The sequence below is a fragment of the Flavobacterium xinjiangense genome, assembly GCF_900142885.1.
Lineage (GTDB): Bacteria > Bacteroidota > Bacteroidia > Flavobacteriales > Flavobacteriaceae > Flavobacterium > Flavobacterium xinjiangense.
This window is the reverse complement of record NZ_FRCL01000015.1, coordinates 17473-37888: the sequence shown is the minus strand read 5'-3', so window position 1 is coordinate 37888 and position 20416 is coordinate 17473. Positions and strand designations below refer to the sequence as shown.

General features: G+C 34.3%; 21 protein-coding genes. 7 read left to right on the top strand and 14 right to left on the bottom strand.

Translation table 11 applies throughout. From position 1 onward, the window contains the following. The 12 genes from traJ to BUC23_RS14920 form a co-directional block, all read right to left on the bottom strand. Positions 1-1061, bottom strand: a 1061-nt coding sequence (gene traJ / locus BUC23_RS14975) for a conjugative transposon protein TraJ (RefSeq protein ID WP_244153820.1), incomplete at its 3' end; no start/stop codon positions are given. Between the two features lie 146 nt (positions 1062-1207). Next, positions 1208-1843, bottom strand: coding sequence for a hypothetical protein (locus tag BUC23_RS14970; protein ID WP_073210838.1), 636 nt, complete (start codon positions 1841-1843; stop codon positions 1208-1210). Beyond that, the gene (locus BUC23_RS14965; RefSeq protein ID WP_073210836.1) at positions 1840-2469 is read right to left on the bottom strand and encodes a hypothetical protein; all 630 of its coding nucleotides are present in this window, start codon (positions 2467-2469) and stop codon (positions 1840-1842) included. Before BUC23_RS14965 ends, BUC23_RS14970 begins: the two co-directional genes overlap by 4 nt. A gap of 12 nt (positions 2470-2481) precedes the next feature. Beyond that, complete coding sequence (locus BUC23_RS14960; RefSeq protein ID WP_073210834.1) at positions 2482-3174, bottom strand: conjugal transfer protein TraI; 693 nt, start codon at positions 3172-3174, stop codon at positions 2482-2484. Between the two features lie 54 nt (positions 3175-3228). Further along, positions 3229-5700, bottom strand: a complete 2472-nt coding sequence (locus BUC23_RS14955) for a TraG family conjugative transposon ATPase (protein ID WP_073210832.1) — start codon at positions 5698-5700, stop codon at positions 3229-3231. A gap of 40 nt (positions 5701-5740) precedes the next feature. Then, the gene (locus tag BUC23_RS14950) at positions 5741-6058 is read right to left on the bottom strand and encodes a DUF4133 domain-containing protein (RefSeq protein WP_073210830.1); all 318 of its coding nucleotides are present in this window, start codon (positions 6056-6058) and stop codon (positions 5741-5743) included. Positions 6059-6115: 57 nt separating this feature from the next. Beyond that, on the bottom strand, positions 6116-6454 hold the full coding sequence (locus BUC23_RS14945; RefSeq protein ID WP_073210828.1) for a DUF4134 domain-containing protein: 339 nt from the start codon (positions 6452-6454) through the stop codon (positions 6116-6118). Positions 6455-6592: 138 nt separating this feature from the next. Beyond that, positions 6593-7060 carry a hypothetical protein gene (locus BUC23_RS14940; RefSeq protein WP_073210826.1) on the bottom strand — a complete coding sequence of 156 codons (468 nt, stop codon included), beginning with the start codon at positions 7058-7060 and terminating at the stop codon, positions 6593-6595. Positions 7061-7371: 311 nt separating this feature from the next. Continuing rightward, positions 7372-7923: a hypothetical protein gene (locus tag BUC23_RS14935; protein ID WP_073210824.1), complete on the bottom strand. Its 552-nt coding sequence runs from the start codon at positions 7921-7923 to the stop codon at positions 7372-7374. 32 nt (positions 7924-7955) lie between these two features. Then, positions 7956-9161: a hypothetical protein gene (locus BUC23_RS14930; protein ID WP_073210822.1), complete on the bottom strand. Its 1206-nt coding sequence runs from the start codon at positions 9159-9161 to the stop codon at positions 7956-7958. A gap of 96 nt (positions 9162-9257) precedes the next feature. Further along, positions 9258-10118, bottom strand: a complete 861-nt coding sequence (locus BUC23_RS14925; protein WP_073210820.1) for a helix-turn-helix domain-containing protein — start codon at positions 10116-10118, stop codon at positions 9258-9260. A gap of 324 nt (positions 10119-10442) precedes the next feature. After that, on the bottom strand, positions 10443-11183 hold the full coding sequence (locus tag BUC23_RS14920; RefSeq protein WP_073210819.1) for a hypothetical protein: 741 nt from the start codon (positions 11181-11183) through the stop codon (positions 10443-10445). Between the two features lie 352 nt (positions 11184-11535). Between BUC23_RS14920 and BUC23_RS14915 the strand changes: the two genes are divergently transcribed. The 7 genes from BUC23_RS14915 to lepB all read left to right on the top strand — a co-directional run bounded on the left by BUC23_RS14915 (position 11536) and on the right by lepB (position 19216). Next, positions 11536-13209 (top strand): AraC family transcriptional regulator, encoded by a 1674-nt coding sequence (locus BUC23_RS14915; protein ID WP_073210816.1) that lies wholly within the window; start codon positions 11536-11538, stop codon positions 13207-13209. 223 nt (positions 13210-13432) lie between these two features. Beyond that, positions 13433-14431 carry a type IV toxin-antitoxin system AbiEi family antitoxin gene (locus BUC23_RS14910; RefSeq protein WP_073210814.1) on the top strand — a complete coding sequence of 333 codons (999 nt, stop codon included), beginning with the start codon at positions 13433-13435 and terminating at the stop codon, positions 14429-14431. Then, positions 14406-15263, top strand: a complete 858-nt coding sequence (locus BUC23_RS14905) for a hypothetical protein (RefSeq protein ID WP_073210812.1) — start codon at positions 14406-14408, stop codon at positions 15261-15263. Before BUC23_RS14910 ends, BUC23_RS14905 begins: the two co-directional genes overlap by 26 nt. Before the next feature lie 178 nt (positions 15264-15441). Next, a complete protein-coding gene (locus BUC23_RS14900; RefSeq protein ID WP_073210810.1) occupies positions 15442-15618 on the top strand; it encodes a histone H1 in 177 nt (58 codons plus the stop codon). 395 nt (positions 15619-16013) lie between these two features. Next, positions 16014-16277, top strand: a complete 264-nt coding sequence (locus BUC23_RS14890) for a hypothetical protein (protein ID WP_073210808.1) — start codon at positions 16014-16016, stop codon at positions 16275-16277. A gap of 179 nt (positions 16278-16456) precedes the next feature. Continuing rightward, positions 16457-17533 carry a helix-turn-helix domain-containing protein gene (locus BUC23_RS14885; protein ID WP_073210806.1) on the top strand — a complete coding sequence of 359 codons (1077 nt, stop codon included), beginning with the start codon at positions 16457-16459 and terminating at the stop codon, positions 17531-17533. A gap of 81 nt (positions 17534-17614) precedes the next feature. Beyond that, complete coding sequence (lepB, locus tag BUC23_RS14880) at positions 17615-19216, top strand: signal peptidase I (RefSeq protein ID WP_073210804.1); 1602 nt, start codon at positions 17615-17617, stop codon at positions 19214-19216. A 221-nt stretch (positions 19217-19437) separates the two neighbouring features. Here the strand turns inward: lepB and BUC23_RS17735 are convergent, their stop codons facing one another. Both BUC23_RS17735 and BUC23_RS14875 read right to left on the bottom strand, forming a co-directional pair. Then, positions 19438-19608: a hypothetical protein gene (locus tag BUC23_RS17735; protein WP_244153819.1), complete on the bottom strand. Its 171-nt coding sequence runs from the start codon at positions 19606-19608 to the stop codon at positions 19438-19440. Positions 19609-19676: 68 nt separating this feature from the next. After that, positions 19677-20336: a serine aminopeptidase domain-containing protein gene (locus BUC23_RS14875; RefSeq protein ID WP_244153818.1), complete on the bottom strand. Its 660-nt coding sequence runs from the start codon at positions 20334-20336 to the stop codon at positions 19677-19679. Positions 20337-20416: the final 80 nt, after the last annotated feature.

Below are 20416 nucleotides of genomic sequence, written 5' to 3'. Positions count from 1 at the left end.
GAATTGCCTTTTAATTTATCGCCCATATAACTCTCCTTGTCTTTGAAGTAAGGAGACGAACTGCTGGATCCAGACATGCTTTGAGACATTCGTCCCACTGCATTACCCATACCATCCACCACCATTCCTGCACCTGATGAGGCACTGTTAACAGCTGAAGTTGTAGCATTGCTGAAAATGCTGGTTACTTTTTGACCTAGGGCCCCACCACCACCGGCGTGTACTATATAATTTGCAACCGAAGGAACGGTGAAGTAGCCGACAATCCCAATAATCATAAACACCAGATAAGCCATATCGGTTTTGCTAAAAAAAGTATCCCCATAATCATTCGCTTGTGCGATGTCCAGTTGCAGCATCTTCTCCTGTATCTTTCCTATGATACTGCCGAAAATATTGGCAACCGGAAGCCATAGGTAAATATTAATGTATCGTGCCAGCCAAACCGTAAGTGTATGTTGAAAACCATCGAAAACTGAAATACCAAAAACTAGTGGCCCCAAAACAGAAAGTACTACAAGTTGAAAAGTTCGAAGGGTATCGATACAGAGTGAAGCCGCTTCAAAAAGAACCATTAAAACTTCACTCATCCATTCCTTTACTGAATTGCGAAAATTGAACGAAGCTTTGGACATGGCAAATTTTACATCATTTCCTATTCCTTCAAAGCTGCCCTCATCAGAAGGATTAGCATCATCATGCGTGTATTTATACCATTTGTCACGGTCTCCACTCCCGTCCTCACCGACATACATCTGCCAAGCATTCGTACTCTTGATTGCTTCTTCTTTTTTTTGTAGCAGTAATTCAATCGCTTTATTCGAACTTTCCACCATCGATGCGGTTGCCGTAACAGTAGGTTTCATTACTCCATTGATCATATCCAATACGGAAGGGAAAATCATAATGCAGAATCCGATAACAAAAGGACGGAAAAGCGGATAAAAATCGATAGGTTCAGCACTTGCGATATGCCGCCAAACGCGGGACGCGATATACCATATGGCTCCAAATCCCGCTATTCCCTGCCCAACTCCCAGCAAGTTGCTGCATAAAGGCATCATCTCATCATATAATTGATCTAGTACGCTATGCAAACTGTTCATATCATCCGCCAGACCTTGTGAATGGCCGGCAATAGGCAATACCAGCCCTACGGCTGCAAATAATGCTGCCTTGCTTTTAATCATCATAATCCAATTTGTTTTTAGTTATTTACTTTGTAGATGCTGCGCAAAGCGTTGACGTCATTACGTTCTTTAGTTCGCTGGATTGCCAATACCGAGGTATTGTTATTAAAATTTCGAAGAAAAGAGAGCTTATCTTGCATGTCAGCATAAACCTTGTCAATAGCGGCAAGTCTTTCATCATCTGACATTCGCAGGGTATTGGCAGAAATGACAGTTGTCAACTCATCCAGATTTCTTATGCTCTCTTTGAATAGTTTGGAATATACCTCTTCGAAATAGGCGATTTCATCCGCATTGAAATTGCCGCTATTCCTAAATCGGTTAAATGCAGCTTTATACTCTTTTACTAACAGTACTTGATATTTGATGATGTCACCGACTCTCTTATACTTTCGAACCGTTGGACTAACTTGCATCAGCACATCAAGAAAAGTTTCATGAAGACTAAAGTTTCCTTTGGATAAATCTTTAACGATAGTATAGCCACCGTTCAGAATCTGATAGCCTTTTTTCATATCGGCAAGAATCTGTTTGAACTGCGCCAGCTTTTCGATATTCAAAACTAATTGCTGCATTTCCTGAGATTGAGCAGCAACACGACATGGAAAAAGCACTCCCAAAATCATAACTATTAAAAGCAGTTTTCTTTTCATGGTACATTCTTGTTTACGCCCTGCAACGCACGGCTGGTTTTTACATCCTTATTTTCAGTACTCCTTGAGAAACTCATCATTCTGGTTTGATTACTGAAATCCTCGCAAAAACTATAATTCTCCTGCATACTTTGATATAGTTTATCGATTCGCTCCAGCCGCTCATCATCTTTCATTTCCAGTTTCCCTTGAGTAAGTACTGCAATAAGTTCATCTACTGCTGTATCACAGTCGGTAATCAATCGCTCCAATACTCTTTTAATGTACGCCACTTCATTACCGTGAAACAGATCATTTTGATTTATATGTCTTATTGTGCGGTTACAGCTATTCAGAATTTTTACTTGAAGTGAAATAACCTTAGCTACTCTGCTGTAGTTCTTTATCTGTGGATTAATTAGATCCAAAGAATTAAAATAATCAGCATGAAGATTCAGTTCTCCTCGCTTAAAATCGCTTATTGTGTTCAGCCCTTTTTTTGCGATGGAATATCCCTTTTGAGCATATTCGATATACACTTTAAATGCTGCAATTTGCTTTAGCAGCTCTTCTCTTTGTTTTTCTTGTGCCAGTATGTTCCCATTTGAAAGTCCCATAAGCAGCAGCAACAATACTATCTTTTTCATGACTTTAGTTTTTCAATTGAGAATACCGTAGAATTTCTTAACAGCATTCACATCATTAATTGATTTTGCTCTTTGAATGCTTGATTGCATGTTTTGTCTGTTAAAACGAGAAAGGTCATCATATGTCTCATCAATCTGATCGGCAGCAGTGTTGATAATTTCAAGCCGTTTAGCATCACTCATTTGCAGCGTGAAAGAGTCAATAACTGAAAAAATCTGGTCAATATTCTTCATACTTTCGTTCAGTATGCCGGAGTATACTTTTTGCATGTATGCCAATTCTTCAATCTTGAAGTGATCGTCCCGCTGAAATAGTTTCCAGGCTCTTTCATATTCGGCAACAAGCCGTATTTGCTTTTGGGTGATGTCCCTTATTCGCTGATAATAGGTGATTATGGATTTAACCTTTGCGAGTTCATCATAGTACTCTTTATACAACTCTTTTTGTTTTTGTGTCCAGTTGGAAATTTCATCCAGTTTTACTTTGGAAAGGACATTTTCCAATTGCTTTTGGGCATTCTGCAACCAGATCGTTTTGTTTTGCAAGCGCTGGATTCGTAAATCAATTGCTTTTATGACCATGGCGACAGCATCTTTAATTAATCCAATTATGGGAACAGCTGTCACTGTTGTTGCCGGTCTTGCGGGAGTACTGAGGAGCAGTAGACAAAGCAAACCCACCATCATATTTTTCTTTGCTTTCATAGGTAGTAATTTTAGTTTCGTTTCTCAAATATTTATAACGGTTACACCTTTTTATTATCGTTGTTTATCACGCAGATCATTAGCCAATGCCGAAATCCCTTTTTTAATATCTCCATCAAATTTTTTGGCATAAGCCTGCACTTTCATTTTTTCTGTTTCTTCTGTAGTGTAGGCCAGATACTCTTCAAGGGACACTTCCGTGCGATAGACCTTAGAGAGCATTCCTCCTAAGGAAATAAAAACTTCTTTGTATTTTTTATCCGGGTCATTCGCTTTGTTTACCGATAGCACCAATGCTTTTTCTTTCTCTGTAAGTCCCAGTAATTCCTGAATTTGGTCGAATTTGTTCTGGTATTTACTTTGGTCCAGCAATATTTTACAATCGCTGTTATTGATGATTGCCTGCTTGACCACGGGTGAGGAAATGATATCTTCAACCTCCTGCGTGACCACTATGGCTTCTCCATAAAATTTTCTAACTGTCTTAAATAAATACTTTATATATTCTGCCATACCTTCCTTAGCAATAGCCTTCCAAGCTTCCTCAATTAATATCATTTTACGAATTCCTTTAAGCTTTCGCATCTTACTGATAAAGACCTCCATAATAATGATGGTGACGACCGGAAAAAGGATTGGATGATCTTTAATATTATCCAGTTCGAATACAATAAAACGCTCTTTCATTAACTCTAGATTTTCAGTCGCATTAAGCAGATAATCAAATTCTCCTCCTTTGTAATACGGGCGCAACACATAGAGGAAATTAGTAATATCAAAATCTTTTTCCTTCACCTTATCCCCTTCTAACACCTTGACAAAATCACCTTTAAGAAAATCGTAAAAGCTATCGAAGCAAGGAAAAAGTTCCTTGTTTGATTGGAGTTTTTCATAGTACAACTGCAATGCATTGGATAAGGCCACGTATTCACTTCGATTGAAGGTTTCATTGTCTTTTTTCCACAGCGCCAGCAGTAAGGTTTTGATGCTTTCTTTTTTCTCCGTATCCAAAGTATCTCCTTCACTGATATAAAAAGGATTGAACCGGATTGGATTCTTTTCATCATAAGTGAAATAATACCCACCCACCATGTCACACAACCCCTTATAACTGTGTCCAACATCCACGATTACAATATGGGTTCCTTGTTCGTAATAACTTCGCACCATATGGTTAGTGAAAAACGATTTTCCACTGCCTGAAGGTCCAAGTATAAACTTGTTTCTGTTTGTACAGATACCCATTTGTATCGGTTCATCACTGATATCAACATGTACCGGTTTACCAGTCAAACGGTCGCCCAAGCGTATTCCGGTCGGGCTGAGTGAGGAGCGATACCCTGTTTCCATATTCAGGAAGCAAACCGCCTGCTCCGCAAATGTGTCGAACGTGTCATTCATTGGAAAATCAGCCGCATTACCCGGAATACCAGCCCAATAAATTTGAGCAGCTCCGACGGTTTCCTGCTTGGCTGCCGCATCCATTTGAGCCAAAGCGGATGAAACCTTATTTTTTATATTTTTCAGTTCTTCTTTATCCGTTGTCCATGCCAACACATTAAAATGAGCCTTAACGGGTAAGCGTTGCTGACCGATTGCCTCGTTCAGAAAATCATTGGTTGCATCACGCGCAATCAAGTTCTCTCTGCTATAGGCCGATAACGACTGTAAGCGTAATCTTTTACTCTCCAGCTTCTGCAATGTTTTTTGAGCATCCCCAATGAAAATATATTGGTTGTAAATATGATTACACGATAGCAATTGTCCTAAAGTTGATGCGAAGCCGATACTAAATTTGGTCTTGTCTGTTGAGTATTTATCAAAATTGATTCTGGAACCGCAAAGAGCAGGAAGATCCGCTGCATCTCCTAGTGCGTAAATTTGGCAGTGATTATCTCCAACCTGCAAGCCCTCATTGAAAGCGATATCTTTATAAACAAAAGAGTCTTCCTTTTCAGAAAGCGAACAGTAACGCTCAATAATACCAATCTTTCGGCTCTGACTTCTCAGTTCATCATTACCAAGACGGGTCAATTTTACAAAACCGCTGTCTTCTAAAATTCGTCTGAATTGCCCCGTGCTATCGATAAATTCCTGACGCAGGTTTGCTTTTAATGTTTCTTCAGGAACTATTGAATTCCGCAGTAAATTGGAATACAAGGAACTTGATATTTTTCTGCCGGCTGGTTTTTTAGTCAATAAAATGTAACACGAATGATTCAAAAAAGGACGTTCATTAAAAAAACGTTCACTGCTGCGGGTCAGGAAACTTGTATCCTCATTTGTAAAATCGGCTTTAAACTTGCTATCAATGAACCAGTCCTGTTTGTGAAATATACTAAACTTTGGAAGTAATTTGATAGCTTTAAGCCAAGCTTGGTGGAACGCTTCATACTCCTGGTCTGAAAGAGTGAATATTTCCGGCAACTCTGCCTTGAAAACCACGGTAACATCTCCCTGTTTAGAGAGAATACAATCATGTTCTACATCCATAATCGGTAAAATATCATCTATCCTCTTTTCCATATTCGTCACTTTTACCTGTTATATTTTTTTTTGACAATTGCTAGTTTTCCATTTTGAAAACCTTTCGGCTCTGAATTCTGACCGCTGTAGGAACTTGTCTTTTCGCTAACGCTTTCATCATGCCATGTTCACCATATTTGTGACTCATTTTATATACTTTCACAACCAGCAAAGTTCCTGAAATGCCAACTACTCCAACGCAAACAAGTGATGGCAACCCAATGAGATACAATGCTGAAAAAAGGAATAGAAGAATTACAACACCACCTCCTAAATACCAGATATATTGCGCTTTAAGACCCTTGAATTCAATGCTCTGATTAATACCTTTATTGATTTGATATACACTATTTGCCATGATACTAACTCCTTAAATGTCTTGCTTTTTACACCTCAATCTAACCTGCACCTTAATTTAAACTCCAAAGAAAGATTTGATCACGGTCGTTACAACAACTAGAAAAACACAACTTCCAAACCAGGCTGCTGCTACTTTTCCAGTATCAGGATCTCCTGCATTCCATTTTTGATAGACCTTTACAGCACCAATCAGTCCAAGCAAGGCTCCTACTGCATACATAAGCTCTGTCCCTGCATCAAAATAACTTCTTACCTTTTGATTGGCTTCATTAATACCGGCAACCCCGTCTTGAGCATATGCGGTGACATAGCCAACAAACAACAGTAGTACAACTAAAACAGATCGTATTTTTGCTATTGTAAACTTCTTTAATTCCCTACCTCGATTTTTCATAAGACACCATTTTTAAAGTTTTATTTTAAGTAATAAAAAGCAGAGGAATACCACTGTTACTGAACTCTTTTTCCTGTCACATAAAGCCATACCGCATAAGAGCAAACAGGGATAATTCCTCCGCAATAGAATTTTATTTTATGCATCCCATAACACATCCACTTCCTGTTGCGTTAAATGAATCCGTTCGAGTTTATCACATTCAGAAACTATCAGTTCGCAGATTGAAGATCTAAAAGGCGAGTTTTTTACAGTCTGAAATTCATTGAGAACCATACTCAGATAGTACATAAATTCCTTTTTGGGTAGTTTTCTTTGCAATGCATCTGCAACAATATTTTTCAATTTTTCTACCAGATCCTCTACATCCTGAAACGCTTGGTCGGTATGTGTTTCATTTAGGGACGAAGGAATACCATTAGGAGTTTCCGTATAATCAGCGTTTGATTGAACTTGAGGAAAACTTCGAATCGGAAACTTTTTTTTCCCGGTTGTAAGATCTTTAAGTTCTGCAAAGTAAAATCGCAACCCTACAAATAAGTACCAACTTGCTGCAAGCAGGACAACTACGAGTGTGTAATTGGCCCATGAAATGTTTTTTAACATACGCTCTTCATTTTTATCGTTCTACATTAGTTTTTTAACACGGACATTTGAAACAGAATCTAAATCCGAGATTTTGATTATTACATGACAAAGAAACAGCAGTCTGTAAATCCATACAAGTCCAACTTTTTGTTGTACCCCGTTTGTTCCCTTTGTAAGCCTAGCAAAACCAATGGAAAAAAAATAAAAAAAATGTAGAAAAATAAAAAAACCTCCGAAAGGAGGTTTGATAAATGGTATGATTAAAAAAATATAACTGAAAGTAAAAAATTATAGTAGGTGGTTCGCGCACATAAAAATAAGCGTGGTCCTTATTGAAAGATCAATAAATCAACATCTGACTTCTTCATAATCTGCCATCCGTTTTCCATTAGTAAAAAATGGGCTTTATGTTGCTTTATCCTTGACGAACCTTTTCTCAATAAAGACCCAAAAATAGTATTATTTCGCACTGTACTATATTCAACAATTGCCATTTTACCGGAATTCAAAATCTTGATCTCCTTAATGGTATCAAATTCCTCAACCGCAATCTTTACTTTTTGAACGTTACTTTTTTTATCATCTTCAGAAGTGGGTAAGAAATAAGGCTTTGCAGCATCTGTAAAGTGTATCAAAGGCTCTCCAATATCCTTTAGCTTTTGGGTGCGTTGCACAGTGACCATTCCTTTCTCTTTCAATCCCGACTTCAGCACCTTTCGTGCTTGTTCCGGATCACTGCGATAAATATCATAATCTAAAACCCGTGGATAGTGATATTCTTTCTTAATGAGTTCGATAGCCGTTCTCTCGTCTAAAGTCTTGTTAGTACAACTAGTTATTGCAATGATTACAACCGTTAAAATGTAAGATAGTTTTTTCATGTTTGTTATATTTTAAGTGCATTGCTATTCAATTAATATTCTTTTATCTGCTTTATCATACGTTCTAATGTTTCAATCACGATTTTCTTATCTCTTTCTTCAGCAACGTAGGATTTACTACGCATTGAATCGTAAGAAGGGTCGACTTTGTGAGGCGTTGATAAGAATGGGACTATTGTTTTAAAGACATGGTTCATTGATTTGGCAATGAGAATTTTTAATTCATCAGAGGCACGCAAAATTAGGGCGGTCTGATCTGTTGAGAGTTTGCATAAAACTTTGTCTTTTGTTATATCAATTACCGCAGTTTGATTCTGTTTCTTATCAATAGTGAGCAGTGGAACAACTGAAAAATGTAACTTTTTCTCTAAATACATCATTTCATGCTTAAACCAATCGCTTAAGACTGTTTTCAAATCTTGATGATGCGGGTTTAGAATTACCCCGTCCTTACTATGAATCTGATTAAATTCTTTAAAGTAAAACAAAAGATTTTCCATCTTGCCAGCGGCACTTTCGCAACAATTTATTTTATCAGCCACGCACTTTGTAAAATAGTTTATATACTTCCTACTATTAAAGTTCATGTAAATTAAGATCTCGTCTAATGCTGCGTTGGCTTGGTCTTCATTCTGCTTAACTTTTAGCAATTCTAATTCTTTGATCAATTGCTTCCTGTACAGCACTTGTCGGAATGTGACCTTTTCATTTCTTTTGGAATTCACAAAAGAATACAAACTATCAAAAAGTATTACGGTAACCTTTTGATTATTTATAGTAGAAGTTGAACTATTTTTCAATTTATCAATTTTCTGTTTCAGTTTCTTTTTGGATATAAGCAGATATGTTGCAGGTACTCGCAGATCTAAACTTAAGTAATCCGAGAATCGGGTCTCAATAAAAGATAACAGTTCATCAAAACACGAGATTAAAGTGTTTATCACTTGCTTTAAGTCAAATCTTTCAAACACAACATTATGGCTTCTTTCGATAACATTATCTAAGAAAATTATTAAGGAGGAATGATAATTTCCGACTATAATCTTAATTTGCTTTTCCTTATTAAGAGAAAAAACTTTGATCTTAAATTCGGATTGAATAAATAATGTTTGCTCTATTGTCTTTTCAATAATAGCCTTTGACTGGACTGTTGTTATTTCACTAACATCAGTTTTGCTAGGATTTAGGGTGAAAGTTACCAGTAAATCTAGCCATTCTAAAAGATAGGTCTGATTCATACTTCTTACTTTTATTTACTAAATAGTACTTTCGACTTATTATCAAAAGCACTCTAATTAATACCTCTAGAATATTCCCCTCCTATATTTTACTATTCAATAGATATTTAACCTTAAACGATATTCCGACGGAGACATCGAAGTGTATTTTTTGAAAAAATTGCTAAAAAAAGAAATATTGCTAAATTGTAATTCTTCCATTATTTGCAAAATGGTCAAATCTTCGTTTTGAAGTAAGATCTTAACCTCCAAAACAAGTGCTTCTTCAATACACTGCTTGGTTGTTTTTTCAGTTACTTCCTTAACCGTTTTGGTAAGATGACCAGTCGTAATAAACAAAGCATCAGCATAGAACTTTACGCCGTGTTGTGTCTTGCAATTACTTTCTAAAATTCTAAAAAACTGCATAACAATTGTTTCTTTTCTCGTGTGCCTTATTTTAATATTCCGGGAGTATCTGCTATATATTGCTGCTAACTCATATAGTAATAGATTAAAACTAAAAAGCACTACCTCATTTTTAAAAATGTGCTTGTCTGAACTTCTTCTTTTACTATCCATCAATTTAAATAAATCAATTAGTAGTAAAGCATCTTTCCTTTTAAGAGAAACCTTAGAAGGTACTTTTGTAACAAAAAATTCAAAATATCCAATGGGTGGTCTCCTTATACTATTTTTAAAAATAAATGCTGAGGGAAATGATACTAAAGAAATCTTCAATTGATGACTCCTATTCAAAATTTCAATAGAAGTCCTTATATGAATTACCATAAGTTCATTGGCGCATAGATAAATTTTTGCGTCTTTAATTCGAATATTTAAAGAACCTGAGTTTACGATCAGTATCGAAAAGCAGTCTCCATTAAATAGTTCATGGAATGAAATTTTAGAGGTCAACATTTCATCAATGTGGACTTCCAAACCTAAAGGACTGTATTTTGAATTTTTGTTTATCAAAACGATCTCTTTTTAAGAATTACAAACTGAATGGATGAATTATCCCTTATTTCAGTTCGAATGTCTTGATAGCATTCTTAGAAAAGAATCTGGCCATCAATGTAACTGAAATAAATAATAAATTTGAAAGTGTGGTTCCGAAAAACAGAAATGCTAAATTCCGTGGGTTGCCACTTTTTATCTCGCCATTTGTGAGATAACCTACTATTTCATCGTAGCTCAATAAGTCTACGATGAAATAAAGGCTAACTAGATTGAAGAGGATCAAAAACACTGTAAACACGTATATTATTTCCTTTTCAATCAATAGTATTCGATTCAGCATTAGTCAGTTACAAGATTGCTTATCATAATCCCTGTTATAAGTGATCTGCTAATCGCAGTTAATGAATTATCGATAGCACCACTAACTCCTCCAACACGATTACCTACAGATGTACCCCAATCTTCATCATAAGGCGGCTTTTTATCATAGTAGAGTGAATATCTGGCTATAGAGGATGTGGTGAGGATAATTCTCTTATCCTCACCACTAAATTCAGTATTGGTCATCACGGCGGATTCATACGAAATTATGGATTGATAGATCGCTCCATACTCCTCGTTTTTCCATAAAAGTGCAGCGTTCATAAAACTGGAAAGACTAATTTTTGCCGCACTTGTCATCGATGAGTTTGCAATGGCCTCGTCCAGTTTGGCCTCCGGATTATTTACAATGGCTTGTATCTCTTCAAGATTAACAGGTACGCTCGTTTCCAAATTTAAAAGCGCCACATCGCTATTCATAGCTACGATGGCTTCAACCTGTTCGCTAATTTGCGCAATTGTACTGTACTGATAGTTCCCTGCCAAGTAAGTCTCCAGTAGGTCATTATGTAACTTACCGACGTAGTCATAAACGTTCTCCGGGTTTTCAGGGGACAAGGTTTGCATCAGACGTGCCCCTTTTTCTGATTTCTTGCCGCTGATTTTACTATCAATAGTGTCAGCAGTATCAATAGCGTCAGTGGTACAGGAAATAATTAGCAATGGTAAAATCACTAATCCTAATGAAATATTTTTCATGATTAAAATGTGTTAAATGGTACTGAGTACTTTTATTCGTCAGTTCATTTCACCCGGGTAAGCAGAACTTTAATCCGGCACGATGCCAAATATTTTTGCTTTTGAATTCAAGGCAAAGCTATAAGTCATATTTAGACCTTGCAACACATTACCTGTGGATTTACAGCAATTATGGTATGGATTTTCTGAAAATCCACACCTATTTTTTTTACTAAAAACACATCATTATCAATTGTTTATAGTATATTTGAGGTGATTTCTTGCAAAATATCCCAAGACCTTTTTGTAAAGCATTGCCCTGTGCTCAAAAATGATTTTGTAGAGAAAATAATCCCCATTTCTTATTTAACCTATGATAAAAAAGCACTTATTTTTATTATTTCTATGCTTAGGCTATCAAGCTTATGCACAAGAAAGCGCATTTAAAATTCCCGATACACTTCGAAGTAAGGATTACGATTATCTGTTTGAACGCGTAAAAGCTTTAGAAGATGGCAGTGTAAAACAATCACTGTATCTTCAATCCTTTTTACATAAAGCTAAATCAGAAAAAAATCCGGAGAAGATCATAGACGGATATAAAAATTATGTTCATCATTCGCCCGAAAATTTAAAACTGGTCTATGCAGACAGTATGATTTATGTTGCAAAAAAATCAAAGGATAATGCCTTGATTGGCTCTGCCTATCTGTCAAAGGGAATTGTATACTATGCTCAAAAAAAACATAATTATGCATTAGACAATTTCCTAATAGCAAATAATTTCATTTCTAAAACCAACGATAATTATTTAATTTATAAGGTTAAATATAATATTGCCAATATAAAATACTATCTGAGGTTTTATGATGAAGCAATATCGTTATTCCGGGAATGCACTTCTTATTTTAAAGATGAAAATGCTAGAGCGTATCTGAATTCAATGCATTTGCTGGGACTTTGCTATAACAAAATAGGTAACTACGGTTTATGTTCCGAAACAAATGAAAAGGGCCTGGCAGAAGGAAAAAGGCTTGATGATAATGAAATGGAATCCTACTTCATTCACTCAGAAGGGATAAATCAATATTTTAAAAATAATTACGCAACGGCTATTAAAAAAATAACCTATTCCCTACCTGTTATAAAGGAGAACAAAGATTTCGCAAATGAATCTGTAGGGTATTTTTATATTGGAAAAAGCTACTGGGCACTTCATAAACCAAAAATGGCCCTACCGTATTTCAGAAAAGTAGATGGGATTTTTGATGCTAAAAGTTACATTCGTCCTGATCTCCTGGAGAACTACGAATTGATAATAAAGTATTATAAGTCTCAAAATAATCTGAAAGCACAACTGCACTACATCGAAAAATTACTTAAAGCGGACCATATTTTAGATACTAAATACGAATATTTATCCGGTCGAATTCGTAAAGAATATGATACTAAAGAAATCATTTCGGAGAGAAACAATATTAAAATTCTTCTTGATAGAAGAAAATACAATGACTTCATTTTTATAGCCGTAATCACTTTTTTATTTTTCTCAATACTTTTCCTTGTCTATAGACATATCAGGAACAAGAAGATATATAGACAAAAGTTTGAGGAACTAATGGAGAAAAGTGAGACTACCACTAAAGTTGAAGCCAAAAATACAACTAATGGAATAGAAGGGATAAATCAAGATACTGTTGCTTCTGTATTGAAACAACTGGAAAGGTTTGAAAAGGATAAAAAATTTCTCGAAAAAGATTTGACAGCAGCAAAGCTTACCGCAGCTTTCGATTCAAATGCAAAATATCTTTCGAAAATAATTTACCATTACAGAGGAAAAAATTTTACAAAGTACATCAATGATCTAAAAATTGATTATATCATTTCATTAATAAAAGAGGATAAAAGAATAAGGAATTACACTAACATGGCTTTAGCCGAAGAAGCCGGTTTTAGTAGCACGCAACGGTTTACTACTGCTTTTTTTTCCAAAACAAGAATGCCAACCTCCTATTTTATTGAGGAGATTAAAAAAGCACATCCGTGATGCCTAATTTTACATTTTAATTTTATTAATTCCCCTCTTATTTATCGAATTCAAAATATCTGAATGCAATAAATCTTTATTGAGATAGTAATCTTGTTGCTGTATCCTATTGAAACCGTAACCAATTTGTACATTAGCTGTTGTTTGTAAAGATAATAATCGTATATTTGTTCGTAAATTATCTTTGTTCACGTTTTCGTGAACAATATAAATAAGTGAACAAATGAATGAAAAAGAAATCATACAGTACGCTATAAATAACATCCAAAAGAGCGGTACGATCAATGTAGAGTGGAAAGAACTCAACAATGACAATGCTATTGATGGAAAACTAATCCTGCACTTGAATAAACATAACATAGGACTATATGCAGAAATTAAAAAAGAACTTAGGAACATACATCTTGCTAAAATAGAAGAACTGGCTATTACAAAGAATCCTTATATTATTGTTGCGCAACGTATATTTCCAAAGATAAAGGAAGAGCTTCGGAAAAGAAATATTGCCTACTTAGAAGCTAGTGGCAATATATTCCTGAATAAAGATGAAATCTATCTCTACATTGATGGTAATACTCCTATTGAATTAAAAAATAAAACAACTAATAGAGCCTTTACCAAAACAGGATTAAAAGTAATTTATCAATTTCTAATTAAGGATTGCATCAACAGTACTTATCGCGAAATTGCTGAATTAACGAATACCGGAATTGGTACTTTAAACACCATATTCAATGGCTTAAAAGAGGAAGGTTTTTTAATACAGCTAACCAAGAATGAACTCCAGATGGAGAACAAGAAAAAATTGTTAGATAAATGGGTAATGGAATATGAAAAGCGCCTAAAGCCAACATTAGCCGTAGGAACATTTCGTTTCCTCAATAAAGACGATTTTTATAACTGGAAAGATATTCCCCTTAAAAAAGGAAAAACAATCTGGGGCGGAGAACCGGCAGGCGATCTTCTCACCAATTATTTACGTCCGGAGGAACTTACCCTATACACAAACGAAGAAAGAAGCGATTTAATGAAAAATTACCGCCTCGTTCCGGACTTAGAAGGCAATATTAAAGTATTTAAACAGTTTTGGATAAACGAGCAGGAAAACACAAACACCGTACACCCACTCCTAGCCTATGCCGATTTAATGAATAAAGGAGACCGCAGATGTACAGAAACCGCACAAAAAATTTACGATGAGTATTTACAAGATCAGTTTTAAACAATTACAACAACAGCCTCATATTTCAGAAATGCTTACCGCATTAGAAAAAGGACTCAATAAATACAATATAGACTTCTATCTGGTAGGTGCCGTGGCACGCGATGTTTGGATGACTGCCATAAATGATATACCACCCAGCAGAGTTACAGGAGACATCGATTTTGCCGTTTTTATAAATGACAAAAACACCTATGCCGATCTGAGAGAATATCTCATCAATGTAGAAAAATTTATCCCTTATAAAGGCAATGGTTTTGTACTTAAATGGAAAAACATCATACAAATAGATTTAATGCCCTTTGGTGAAATCGAAGCCAAACCATCTAATATAACAGTCGAAGGCACTGGACTTACCAGTCTCAATATGCCCGGATTCAAAGAAATCTATGATTCTGGTCTTCCGGAAGCTGAGCTCGAAGAAAAACACCGCTTTAAATTTTGCACATTGCCTGGTATTGTACTGCTCAAATTACTTGCTTTTCAAGAACGTCCCGAAATAAGACGCGACGATATAAAAGACATTAGCAAAATTTTAAAGCATTTTTTTGATATGTATGCCGATGAAATATATGAAAACCATAACGACCTTTTTGGAGATAAAGATATCAACCTGCATTGGATTGCCGCAAGAGTATTAGGTAGAGACATGGGTAAAATTGCCCGATTAAACGAAGCTCTTTTTCTCAGGACAAGAAAGATATTAAAGAAAAATACTATTGATATTCACTCTAGCGATATCGCCAAAATTATGGCAGAGTTTTTTCAAAATACGATTGAAGAAAATGTAAAACTACTGGAACAGGTAAAAATTGGGTATTTAGAAAACTGATGGCTTAAAAAATTAAAATCAAGCAATCATCCTTAAGTAGCTTATAGCCAATCACCTCCCGTCTTCATTGAATTACATGCCGCAGCTACTCCTAAAAAAAATGAGAATTTAACAGCAAATTAGTTATATCTACTAAACAAACTTATATTTTTGCGCCATAATTTAATAAAGCACTATCATGAAAGATTTAATTGTAAAAATCAACGCTGAATTCGAAACATTTAAAACAGAATCTGAATCACTACTTGAGAAAGGTGTCAAAGCTGCCGGACCGAGAGCTCGTAAATCAACTTTGGAGTTAGAAAAACTTTTAAAAGAGTTTAGAAAAGTTTCTGTAGAAGAATCAAAAAAATAAATTCATTTTCAATTCTCAGCCCTTTGGATTTTCTGGAGGGCTTTTTTGTATTTGACTCCTATTGGGTTTGGACTCCCCTATCCCATAATTTAATACTCAAGTTTTCCTACCAACTGCAAAGTAAGAACTTCCATTCCCTCATTGATTTTCTACAATTCCTCTGCAACAATAAACCATTCTGCTCTATCAATCTCTGCAAAACTTTTTACTACTCCTGACTTTGGAGACCATTTTATCTCAAAGATATTGCTTACCACAGTATCTCCTAAAAAGCTTACTTCACAAATAGTTAAAACCTAAATATAAGTTGAAATGTAACAGTTTCTTTTTCAATTTGTAGTACATTTATCTTAGTCTGGAAATTTTCACAAAAGAACATTTTAAACTCTTGCAATATGTTATCAAAAACAATTGAAACACTAAAATATTTACTATTGGAATATTGTTTTTATTTCTGCAGTATTGTAGTGTTATTAGCACTCTTGATTTACAATCATAATGAAACTTTGGCATTAGAAAAAGAACTTATTCGAATAGAAAAAGAACTCCATATGAATCAAGCCATTTTCGAAAGAAGGCAAAAGGCATATGATGAAAAAGCAAAACAACAGCGAGAAAAACTCGAGCGTATGATAAAAGAGATCAAATCAGAGAAATAAAACTTATAAGCGATTCCGTTCAACCGGGGTTTCATTGTTCGTTCTACGCACGCAACGAAACTCTCGCTTTTAGGTAGCTCATTATTTTCAAATTTTGATCAAATACAGAGATTTTTCGCGTAAAAGCAATAGAGGATAAATCAATTGTAAAATACATAAGATTTTAGTTTCTTTGTTTGATGAATTTTGAACCAGTATTTTTTAGTCGCTTTGAATTATTAATTAGCAGTATAGGTGTTGTTTTGGGGTTTTTCTTTGGAATAATACTTCTTGCCAAAACAAGTAAAAATTCAAAAGCAAATTTATTTTTGGCTGTATATCTTTTAACATTAAGCTTGCGTACAGGAAAAGCGTTATTTCACAATTATTATGCAATTAGCGATTCTATTCTCACCTTATTTTTAGGCTTATTTTTATTAATAGGTCCCTGTTTATGGTTTTATGTAAATCTTTTATATAATAATAATAATAATGCTTCCTTAAAAAGGATAGATTGTTATCGGCATTATGCACTATTTTTTTTGGTAATGATTTTAACAGTGTTTGTCCCAAATAATGGAATTACGAACTTAGGAAATTTTCATTTGTTCTTATTCATACACGGTTTAATTTACTGTTGTTATAGTTTTTATTGGTTAGTAAAACACCCAAACTTTCATGATGTTTCACAAAAGAATGTGAAAATTAAAAATTGGTTAATTGCATTTATAGTAGCTACAACTTTAATTTTTATTCATGCAATATTAGTATTCTTTGATGTTGTTTCTTTTTATCCTAGTAGTGCTTTCTTGTTTTCATTTATAATTATTTCTTTAGCAATTTTGGGATGTCAAAATTTGTGGATATTTGAAGATGAAAAGAAGAAATATACTAATTCAACATTAGATAATACAAAAGCAAGTGAGTATTATAAACAGCTTAATCAATTTATGGAAAATGACAAATTGTTTTTAGATCCAGAGTTGACTTTAGTAAAATTAGCAGAAAGAATGAACATTTCTTCTAAGCAACTATCTCAAATTATCAACCAAATTGAAAACACAAACTATTCCCAATATATTGCTAAATATCGTGTTGAAGAAGCGAAAAAAAAATTAAAAACCCCCGATTTTTATAATTATAAAATTGCTGCAATTGCATTTGAAAGTGGTTTTAATAGCATTTCTTCTTTTAATGATACATTTAAAAAACTTACAAATACTACGGCAATTGATTATCGAGAATCATTTATAAAAAAATCAGAATTAGATTTATAATTTTGTTTGCCAGAATCATGAATTTAGTATCTGTTTGTAATAATTTAAACGAGTTTTGCATAAATTCTTTAAATTATTCAAATGACTAGATTTTTCTTATTATTCCTCATTATCCACTTTGTTCATTTTTTAGCCACTTTTAAATTGTATGTAAAAGCAGGTAGAAAATCTTGGGAAGCATTAATACCAATTTACAATGCCATTATATTAATGCAAATAATTAATAGACCTAAATGGTGGGTGTTTTTATTTTTTATTCCTATAATAAATTTAATAATGTTTCCTGTTGTTTGGGTTGAAACCATTCGTAGTTTTGGTAAAAACAGTACAAAGGACACTTTGTTAGTAGTCCTATCTTTAGGCTTTTATATTGCCTATTTGAATTATAATTCTGATAAATTAGAATACGTAAAGGATAGAAATTTAAGTCCAAAAGCAGGATTAGGAGAAACTGTAAATTCACTATTGTTTGCTGTTATTGTTGCTACTATTGTTCATACATATGTTATTCAGCCTTTCACAATTCCATCTTCGTCCATGGAGAAATCATTATTAGTTGGAGATTTTTTATTTGTAAGTAAGTTGCATTATGGAGCAAGAGTACCAATTACAACAGTTGCTTTGCCAATGGTACATGATACAATTCCTTTCGTAAAAAAGAAATCCTACATGTTCAGTGATGATATTTCAAAAAAAGAAACTTCAATCTTAAACATATTTCAATTACCGTATTTAAGATTGCCTGGTTTTCAACAAATAGAACGTAACGATATTGTAGTTTTTAACCAACCAGCCGATACTCTTTTGGATATGGATAATTTTTCACCTGATAGAAATTATTACAAACCTATCGACAAAAAAACAAACTTGGTAAAACGTTGTGTTGGAGTCCCTGGAGATAGTTTAGAAGTTAGAAATGGTTGCGTATTTATTGATGGAAAACAAACTAAACTACCTGATAGAACAAAATTGCAGTTTTCATATACTATTAAATTTAGAACTCAATTTTCCTCCTATGAGGAAGTATCTAATATTCTAAAACTATATGATATAACCGATGGAATAGCTTACGATGCTAAATCTGGCGAATATTTTGTTCAGGCAACAGAAGAAGCTGTTATTAGTGCGAGAAACAATCCTTATATAGAAAGTCTTGAATTGAGAAAAAATAATAAAGAATACAGAGATTCTAAAATATTCCCGCATGATGCGAATTATAATTGGAATGTCGATTTTTTTGGACCAATTTACATACCTGAAAAAGGTAAGACAATTGCTATCAATGTAGATGTTCTGCCGCTTTATAAACGATTAATTGTGGAATATGAAGGTCATAAGCTATTGGTTAAAGGAAACCAAATTTTTATTGATGGTAATCTTACTACAACCTATACCTTTAAACAAGATTATTACTGGATGATGGGCGACAATAGAGATAATTCAATTGACGCCAGATTTTGGGGATTTGTTCCTTTTGACCATGTGGTTGGCAAGCCAATTTTTATTTGGTTAAGTTGGAATACTGATGGCAAAGGAATTAATAAAATTAGATGGAATCGAATGTTTACAACAGTTGGAGGCATAGGAGAACCGCGATCTTATCTCGTTTATTTTGTAATTGTTTTAATTATTTGTTCGGCTTACAATAGATACAGAAAAATAAGAGATCTCAAAAAGGAATAATTTTACTAATTAAAATCTTTCAAAAAAATATACTTTTTAAGTGCAATTTTGTAACCGAGTTACCTACAACGTCAATTTGTCCAAAAATCTTAAAACGACCTTTATTTTATTAATTAGGAAGTAAATATACAGGATTTAAACTGCCTCTAGTTTCCATTCAACGCAGGCTTCATTGTTGGCTTTTCAAGCCCAACGAAGCCTTAGCTGTTGTAGGAAGTGCTTTATTTGGATGATTTAAACTTCTTAATATTCAAAGCTTTCTGTTTTATCCATTGAATTGAAATATCAACAGGTACTCTATCATTGTCAAAAGCAGTATTGTGTCCTAATTTAGAAAACAAAGTATATTCGAAAGGTTTACCTTGAGCTTTCAATGTATTTAATTGCTCCATACACAACTTTACTGGAATCTGTATATCTTTCTCACCAAAAAGCCAAAGTCCTGGAATTGAAAGAGTATTCAGAGAAATTTTTGGGTCAGTCGCCACGAATTGATACCTGTCTGGGTCATTTTTAGTATGTTCACGAACATCTGATTCTGTATGATTTTCCCAAAATTATTGTTCCCATTAGTATAAAACTGAAATCGAAGTTGTTCTAGAGTTGTAATTGTAGGGCAACTAAATAAAACCATAAATTCTATTTGTGGATTTTTGCTTGCAGCAATTGGGATTATCCATCCTGCTTGACTGAAGCCAACTAATCCAATTGGTATTTTTTTATCTTTCAAATAGGTTCGAAAAGTGTTTACTGCTGAACTTGCATCGTGAGATAATAAATTAAGATTAGTAGTGTCAATATTATTAGTACCAACAGATGGCCCTGCATATACACCGCCCGATTCCCCAACTCCTCGTTTATCATATGTCAATACAGCAATACCTTCTTTGGCAAGACGTATTGCGAAGTCCATTTCTCTTTTTACAGGATCAGACCCGTGAACAATTACAACTGCTGCAACTGTTTTTTTAGGCGTTAAAATTGAGCCTGCAAGAGTGACGCCCTGACTTTCAAATTTTACATCTTGAATGATAAAGTCGGCCGATTGACAAAATACAATTTCTGGTAAAGTTATTAATAATAACCAAAGAAATAAGTTAGAAGAAAAGTTTATGTTCATTTTAGTTTAATGTAAAAAAATGTGTTAAATTCTTGATTCTGCGGTAGCATTGCCTACAACGTCAGTTCGTCCAAAAACCT

Excerpts from the sequence above, each read along its gene's own strand:
- BUC23_RS14885 (WP_073210806.1), top strand. The coding sequence starts at position 16,457 with ATGAATTTTGAACCAGTATTTTTTAGTCGCTTTGAATTATTAATTAGC.
- BUC23_RS14915 (WP_073210816.1), top strand. The coding sequence starts at position 11,536 with ATGATAAAAAAGCACTTATTTTTATTATTTCTATGCTTAGGCTATCAA.
- BUC23_RS14905 (WP_073210812.1), top strand. The coding sequence starts at position 14,406 with ATGAGTATTTACAAGATCAGTTTTAAACAATTACAACAACAGCCTCAT.
- BUC23_RS14910 (WP_073210814.1), top strand. The coding sequence starts at position 13,433 with ATGAATGAAAAAGAAATCATACAGTACGCTATAAATAACATCCAAAAG.
- BUC23_RS14940 (WP_073210826.1), bottom strand. The coding sequence starts at position 7,060 with ATGTTAAAAAACATTTCATGGGCCAATTACACACTCGTAGTTGTCCTG.
- BUC23_RS14875 (WP_244153818.1), bottom strand. The coding sequence starts at position 20,336 with ATGAACATAAACTTTTCTTCTAACTTATTTCTTTGGTTATTATTAATA.
- BUC23_RS14970 (WP_073210838.1), bottom strand. The coding sequence starts at position 1,843 with ATGAAAAGAAAACTGCTTTTAATAGTTATGATTTTGGGAGTGCTTTTT.
- BUC23_RS17735 (WP_244153819.1), bottom strand. The coding sequence starts at position 19,608 with ATGGAGCAATTAAATACATTGAAAGCTCAAGGTAAACCTTTCGAATAT.
- BUC23_RS14890 (WP_073210808.1), top strand. The coding sequence starts at position 16,014 with ATGTTATCAAAAACAATTGAAACACTAAAATATTTACTATTGGAATAT.
- BUC23_RS14945 (WP_073210828.1), bottom strand. The coding sequence starts at position 6,454 with ATGAAAAATCGAGGTAGGGAATTAAAGAAGTTTACAATAGCAAAAATA.
- BUC23_RS14930 (WP_073210822.1), bottom strand. The coding sequence starts at position 9,161 with ATGAATCAGACCTATCTTTTAGAATGGCTAGATTTACTGGTAACTTTC.
- lepB (WP_073210804.1), top strand. The coding sequence starts at position 17,615 with ATGACTAGATTTTTCTTATTATTCCTCATTATCCACTTTGTTCATTTT.
- BUC23_RS14950 (WP_073210830.1), bottom strand. The coding sequence starts at position 6,058 with ATGGCAAATAGTGTATATCAAATCAATAAAGGTATTAATCAGAGCATT.
- BUC23_RS14935 (WP_073210824.1), bottom strand. The coding sequence starts at position 7,923 with ATGAAAAAACTATCTTACATTTTAACGGTTGTAATCATTGCAATAACT.
- BUC23_RS14920 (WP_073210819.1), bottom strand. The coding sequence starts at position 11,183 with ATGAAAAATATTTCATTAGGATTAGTGATTTTACCATTGCTAATTATT.
- BUC23_RS14960 (WP_073210834.1), bottom strand. The coding sequence starts at position 3,174 with ATGAAAGCAAAGAAAAATATGATGGTGGGTTTGCTTTGTCTACTGCTC.
- BUC23_RS14965 (WP_073210836.1), bottom strand. The coding sequence starts at position 2,469 with ATGAAAAAGATAGTATTGTTGCTGCTGCTTATGGGACTTTCAAATGGG.
- BUC23_RS14955 (WP_073210832.1), bottom strand. The coding sequence starts at position 5,700 with ATGGAAAAGAGGATAGATGATATTTTACCGATTATGGATGTAGAACAT.
- BUC23_RS14900 (WP_073210810.1), top strand. The coding sequence starts at position 15,442 with ATGAAAGATTTAATTGTAAAAATCAACGCTGAATTCGAAACATTTAAA.